This window comes from Micromonospora sp. NPDC049359, assembly GCF_044466585.1.
Lineage (GTDB): Bacteria > Actinomycetota > Actinomycetes > Mycobacteriales > Micromonosporaceae > Micromonospora.
The window spans coordinates 261,513-267,550 of the sequence record NZ_JBITMW010000011.1; the positions used below are offsets into that span (position 1 = coordinate 261,513).

At 68.7% G+C, this 6,038-nt stretch carries 7 protein-coding genes; 5 read left to right on the forward strand and 2 right to left on the reverse strand.

Features of this window, described 5'->3' with window-relative positions; genetic code table 11:
- Positions 1-59: 59 nt before the first annotated feature.
- The 3 genes from ACIBTX_RS24915 to clpX all read left to right on the forward strand — a co-directional run bounded on the left by ACIBTX_RS24915 (position 60) and on the right by clpX (position 2,881).
- On the forward strand, positions 60-701 hold the full coding sequence (locus ACIBTX_RS24915; protein ID WP_088988027.1) for an ATP-dependent Clp protease proteolytic subunit: 642 nt from the start codon (positions 60-62) through the stop codon (positions 699-701).
- Between the two features lie 10 nt (positions 702-711).
- Positions 712-1,374, forward strand: a complete 663-nt coding sequence (locus tag ACIBTX_RS24920; RefSeq protein ID WP_357133539.1) for an ATP-dependent Clp protease proteolytic subunit — start codon at positions 712-714, stop codon at positions 1,372-1,374.
- Positions 1,375-1,585: 211 nt separating this feature from the next.
- Positions 1,586-2,881 (forward strand): ATP-dependent Clp protease ATP-binding subunit ClpX, encoded by a 1,296-nt coding sequence (gene clpX, locus ACIBTX_RS24925; protein ID WP_145779357.1) that lies wholly within the window; start codon positions 1,586-1,588, stop codon positions 2,879-2,881.
- A gap of 27 nt (positions 2,882-2,908) precedes the next feature.
- On the opposite strand, the gene ACIBTX_RS24930 is transcribed toward clpX, so the two are convergent.
- Positions 2,909-3,529, reverse strand: a complete 621-nt coding sequence (locus tag ACIBTX_RS24930; protein ID WP_363661347.1) for an XRE family transcriptional regulator — start codon at positions 3,527-3,529, stop codon at positions 2,909-2,911.
- Between the two features lie 41 nt (positions 3,530-3,570).
- On the opposite strand from ACIBTX_RS24930, the gene ACIBTX_RS24935 reads away from it, so the two are divergent.
- Both ACIBTX_RS24935 and ACIBTX_RS24940 read left to right on the forward strand, forming a co-directional pair.
- Complete coding sequence (locus ACIBTX_RS24935; RefSeq protein ID WP_396833071.1) at positions 3,571-4,404, forward strand: EamA family transporter; 834 nt, start codon at positions 3,571-3,573, stop codon at positions 4,402-4,404.
- A 39-nt stretch (positions 4,405-4,443) separates the two neighbouring features.
- Entirely contained in the window at positions 4,444-5,241 is a 798-nt protein-coding gene (locus tag ACIBTX_RS24940) for a carbon-nitrogen hydrolase family protein (protein WP_357133533.1), read from the forward strand.
- Positions 5,242-5,244: 3 nt separating this feature from the next.
- Here the strand turns inward: ACIBTX_RS24940 and ACIBTX_RS24945 are convergent, their stop codons facing one another.
- A complete protein-coding gene (locus tag ACIBTX_RS24945) occupies positions 5,245-5,469 on the reverse strand; it encodes a hypothetical protein (RefSeq protein ID WP_357133531.1) in 225 nt (74 codons plus the stop codon).
- Positions 5,470-6,038 lie beyond the last annotated feature (569 nt).

The window sequence follows — 6,038 nt, forward strand, 5'->3', positions numbered from 1 at the left end:
CTGCCGCCCCGCACAGCGGTTAGTGTCGGGAAAGACGGTACGGAGAGCGAAGGGCTGCCATGACCGACATGCACATCCCCAAGAAGTCGCTCCGGGCGATTGACGCGCGCGGTGGCGACTCCATTGGCAACCTCGACGACTCGGTCTACAACCGGTTGCTCAAGGAACGCATCATCTTCCTGGGCAGTGAGGTGACCGACCAGGTCGCCAACCGCATCTGCGCGCAGCTCCTGCTGCTCGCCGCGGAGGACCCGGACCGCGACATCAACCTGTGGATCAACTCGCCGGGTGGCTCGGTCTACTCGGGCATGGCGATCTACGACACCATGCAGTTCATCGACAACGACGTGTCGACCGTGGCGATGGGCATGGCTGCCTCGATGGGTCAGCTGCTGCTCTGCGCGGGCACCAAGGGCAAGCGTTACGCCCTGCCGCACGCCCGGATCATGATGCACCAGCCGTCCGGTGGCCTGGGCGGCACGGCGTCCGACATCGCCATCCAGGCGGAGCAGATGCTCTACACGAAGCGGATGTTCCAGGAGCGGGTCGCGCACCACACCGGCCAAGACCAGTCGCAGATCGAGGCGGACTCGGACCGGGACCGTTGGTTCACCGCCCAGGAGGCCATGGACTACGGCTTCATCGACAAGGTGATCATCGGGGCCGCTCAGGTTCCGGATGGCGCCGGGACCCTGAGCTGAGGAGCTGACGATGACCGACCTGAGCCTGCCGCCCCAGTTCGCGGCCGTGCACAACCGTTACGTGCTGCCGTCGTTCGTCGAGCGCACGTCGTACGGGGTCAAGGAGTCGAACCCGTACAACAAGCTCTTCGAGGACCGGATCATCTTCCTCGGTGTCCAGGTGGACGACGCGTCGGCCAACGACGTGATGGCCCAGCTGCTCACGCTGGAGGGCACCGACCCGGACCGCGACATCATCATGTACATCAACTCGCCGGGTGGGTCCTTCACCGCGATGACGGCGATCTACGACACCATGCAGTACGTCCGCCCCGACATCCAGACGGTCTGCCTCGGGCAGGCGGCCAGCGCCGCGGCCGTGCTGCTGTCGGCGGGCACCCCGGGTAAGCGGATGGCGCTTCCGAACTCGCGGATCATCATCCACCAGCCGGCCACCGAGGGCGGCTACGGGCAGGGCTCGGACATCGAGATCCAGGCCCGGGAGATCCTGCGGATGCGGACGCAGTTGGAGGACATGTTGTCCCGCCACTGCAACCGCCCGATCGAGCAGGTCCGCAAGGACATCGACCGTGACAAGATCATGACGGCCGAGGAGTCCAAGGAGTACGGGCTGGTGGACACGATTCTGACCAGCCGCAAGAAGGGTCTGCTGGCGACCCACTCCGCCAGCTGAGCTGTACCGGGTCAGAGGTTGGCCGGGGCGTGAAGTTCCCGGCCGGCCTCTGACACACCCGTTTTGGGGGTCGGAGAATGCCCCGCCAGCGGGTAACGTCGGGTCCGTACCGCTTCGCCGGTCGGGCCAGCGAAGCGAACCAAGCCGGGCGGCGCGCAGCGTCCGCAGGTCAGGGCCGGGTCTCCGGCCGATGAGTGCAGGGAGAACGTAGGTGGCACGGATCGGTGACGGCGGCGACCTACTGAAATGCTCCTTCTGCGGTAAGTCGCAGAAGCAGGTCAAGAAGCTCATCGCGGGCCCAGGGGTCTACATCTGCGACGAGTGCATCGATCTCTGTAACGAGATCATCGAAGAGGAGCTGGCCGAGTCCGGCGAGGTGAAGTGGGAAGAGCTTCCCAAGCCGATGGAGATCTGCCAGTTCCTCGACAACTACGTCGTGGGGCAGGACCAGGCCAAGAAGGCGCTCGCCGTCGCGGTCTACAACCACTACAAGCGCATCCAGGCAGAGGCGGCCAACGCGCCGGGCTCCGGCAGTGACGCCGTCGAGCTGGCCAAGTCCAACATCCTGCTGCTCGGCCCGACGGGGTGCGGCAAGACCCACCTGGCGCAGACCCTCGCCCGGATGCTGAACGTCCCGTTCGCCATCGCCGACGCCACGGCGCTGACCGAGGCGGGCTACGTGGGCGAGGACGTGGAGAACATCCTCCTCAAGCTGATCCAGGCCGCCGACTACGACATCAAGCGCGCCGAGACCGGCATCATCTACATCGACGAGGTCGACAAGATCGCCCGTAAGTCGGAGAACCCGTCGATCACCCGCGACGTCTCCGGCGAGGGTGTGCAGCAGGCCCTGCTCAAGATGTTGGAGGGCACGGTCGCCAACGTCCCGCCGCAGGGCGGTCGCAAGCACCCGCACCAGGAGTTCATCCAGATCGACACCACGAACGTGCTGTTCATCTGCGGTGGCGCGTTCGCCGGCCTCGACCAGATCATCGAGTCCCGCACCGGGCAGGGTGGCACCGGCTTCGGCGCCCGGCTGCGGTCGGTGTCCGAGCGGTCGACCGACGACATCTTCAGCCAGGTCATGCCGGAGGACATGCTCAAGTTCGGGCTCATCCCCGAGTTCGTCGGGCGGCTTCCCGTGATCACCAACGTGCGCAGCCTGGACCGCAGCGCCCTGGTGCGCATCCTCACCGAGCCGCGCAACGCTCTCGTCCGGCAGTACCAGCGCCTGTTCGAGCTGGACGGCGTCGAGCTGGAGTTCGACGAGCCGGCGCTGGAGGCCATCGCCGACCAGGCGATGCTGCGGGGCACCGGCGCCCGCGGTCTGCGGGCCATCATCGAGGAGGTCCTGCTCTCCGCGATGTACGAGGTGCCGAGCAACCCGGACGCCGCCCGGGTGTTGATCACCCGCGAGGTCGTCCTGGAGAACGTCAACCCGACGATCGTTCCGCGTGAGTTCACCGGGCGTCGGGCCCGGCGGGACCGCGAGGAGAAGTCGGCCTGATCCTCCCCGCGTCACGCCGGCCGTCCGTCACTGACGCGGTCGGCGTGACCGTGTCCGGCGGTCCCACTCACCCGACGGGGTGACCGTCACCATCATCAGCCGGGCCGGTTCGTCGGCGTCGTTGCGGTAGCCGTGCTCCCGGTCAGCGTGGAACTCGATCGTGTCCCCGGCCCGTACGGCGTGATCCTGCCCGTCCACCCGGACGACCACCGCCCCGGCGAGCACGTGCAGGACCTCCCGGGTGCCCCGGGGATGGTCGGCGGAGCGGTGTCGTTCTCCGGGTTCGAGCCGCCAGTCCCACAGCTCGACGAGGTCGGGTTCGCCGAGCCCGCTGAGCAGGTGGGCGGTGCCGCCGTGCTCGCCCCGCCAGAGCACGGGCGCCTCGGCCGTGGAGCTGATCCGGACGGTCTGCTCCTCGTCGGGCTCGAGCAGCCGCGCGATGTTGACGCCGAACGCGTCGGCGACCCGGCACAGCGTGCCGACGCTGGGGTTGGTGCGTGCGCTCTCGATCTGTACGAGCATCGCCTTGCTCACGCCGGACCGGCCGGCCAACTCCTCGAACGACCAGCCCCGTGCGGCGCGCAGCTCCCGTACCTGCCGGGCCACCGCGGCCGTCACCGCACTGACACGGCCACCTGAGTCGGTCATCAAACTATCCTTCACGGTTACTATTGTGGTACGACAGTGGCATGTTCCCCATTCTCCTGGCAGCAGTGTCCGCAGTCGCGTTCGGCACCGCCGACTTCTCCGGCGGCAAGGCGTCCCGCCGCGCCGACCCCATCGCGGTGACCGTGGTCTCCCAGCTGCTGAGCGTCCCGCTGCTGGTCGCTCTGGTGCTCCTGGTGCCGGGGTCACCGACGGTCGCCGACATCGCCTGGGGCCTGCTCGCGGGGACGGCGGGCGCGGGCGGCGTCGTGCTGCTCTACCGTGCGCTCGCCGGCGGGATGATGGCCGTGGTGGCGCCGGTCACCGCGATCACCGCCGCCGTGGTGCCGATCGTGGCCGGCCTGTTCACCACCACCTTCCCCGGCGCCCCGGCGCTCACCGGCGCCGGCCTCGCGGTGGTGGCGATCGCCCTGGTCAGCCTCGGCGAGGGCGGTGGCCGCCCGACGGTCCCGGCCCGACTGGTGGGGCTCGCCCTCGCGGCCGGCGCGCTCTTCGGCGTCTTCTTCACCCTGCTCGGTCAGGCCAGCGAGAGCGCGGGCATGTGGCCGGTGGCCGCAGTCCGGACCAGCTCGATCGCGCTCGGCCTGCTACTCGCCGCCGGCACCGGTGTACGACTGCGGCTCGGACGGCGGGTGCTCGGTTGGGCGGCCCTCGCCGGTCTGCTCGACAGCGCCGCCAACGCGCTCTTCCTGGCCGCCGCCGCGCGAGGGCACCTCAGCATCGTCGCGGCGATCGCCGCGCTCTACCCCGCCAGCACGGTACTGCTCGCGCTCGCCGTCGACCGCGAACGGCTGCGGCCGGTTCAGATCGCCGGCCTCGGGTTCGCGGCGGGGGCTCTCGTGCTGGCCAGCATCTGAGGCTGTCCACACCGGCCGGTCCGGTCGTACTCTTCTCTCATGCGCGTCGCCGTCTGCCAGCTCAACGCCCGGGACGACCGCAAGGCCAACCTGGCCGCCGCGGAGCTGCTGCTGGAACGCGCCGCCGACGGCGGCGCGGACCTGGCCATTCTTCCCGAGTACGTCGACTATCTCGGCCCGGAGGCCGGTCTGCCGGAGCCGGAGCCGGTCGACGGCGAGGTGGGCAGCTTCTTCGCCGGGGTGGCCCGGCGGCTGGGGATGTGGGTGCTGGCCGGGTCGTTCCACGAAGCCGGCCCGGACCCCGCGCACACCTGGAACACCTCGCTGGTCTTCGACCGCGCCGGCAGCCTGGCCGCGAGCTACCGCAAAATCCATCTGTACGACGTGGAGATCCCCGGTCGGGTCTCCTACCGGGAGTCGGAGACCGTCGCGCCCGGTGCCCAACCTGTCGTGGTGGACGTGGAAGGCCTCCGGGTCGGGCTGTCGATCTGCTACGACCTGCGCTTCCCGGAGCTGTACCGACGGCTCGCCACCGAGGGCGGCGCCCAGCTCCTGGTGGTGCCGGCGGCGTTCATGATGCACACCGGGCGGGACCACTGGGAGATCCTGCTCCGGGCCAGGGCGATCGAGAACCAGTGCTTCGTGGCGGCGGCGGGTCAGACCGGTGACCACGAGCCGGGCCGCACCTGCTTCGGGCGCAGCATGGTGGTCGACCCGTGGGGGACGGTCCTGACCCAGCTGCCCGACGGGCCGGGGGTCGCCGTCGCCGATCTGGACCTTGACCGGCTCTCGATGATCCGGGCCGAGCTGCCGAGCCTCGCCAACCGCCGGCTCTGAGACTCAGCCCTCGAGCAGGACACCGATCGTCGCAAGCCCGGCGATCACCGCGGCGGTGACCAGCAGGGCCGTGGTCATCCGGGACCTGCCGCGGCGGGCCAGTCGTCCGACCGAGAAGACCAGGACCACCAGTACGACCGCGCCGATCACCAGTTGCCAGAACGGCAGGAGGATGCCGAGCAGTGCTTCCTCGGCGAACACCGCGGTTTTCAGCCCGGACTCATCCATGACTGACACTCTGGCACGCCGACACGTGCCGCGTCGCCGACCACGGTGGAGAGCGCGCCGGTCGACGTGACCCGAACCAGTGATGAACCCTGATTTGCCTTCTCCCGGCCGGCCGCGTAACTTTCTCTCTGCACGAGGGAGGCCGGACAAACCGGCCGAGAACGGGCGCCAGGCTCGTGGCCGAGACGCCGAGCGAGACTGAGATCGGGCGGTGCGAAACACCTCGGAGACGGGGTTGCGGACGCGAAGCCGACCGGGTAGAGTTCTGAAGCCGGCAGGAGCCGGGCGGAGAGCCGCGCAGCGGCGATCGGCCGGTCTGCGGCTTCCCACGAGAGTAACGACCGCCGGATACGGCGTGCGTCAACGTGGGTCCGGACGAACCAGATTGATCGCCTCAAATACGAGGTTGACAATGAAAGTTCGACCAAGTAGGTTTGAGCGGTTGCCCCGAAACGGGGTTCCACGGATGTGGAGCTGCTGATCGGTGTGTGGTTGTTCTTTGAGAACTCAACAGGGTGCTTGTAAAGCCAGTGCCAATTATGATTTATACCCCGGACTGGCAGCCTGCT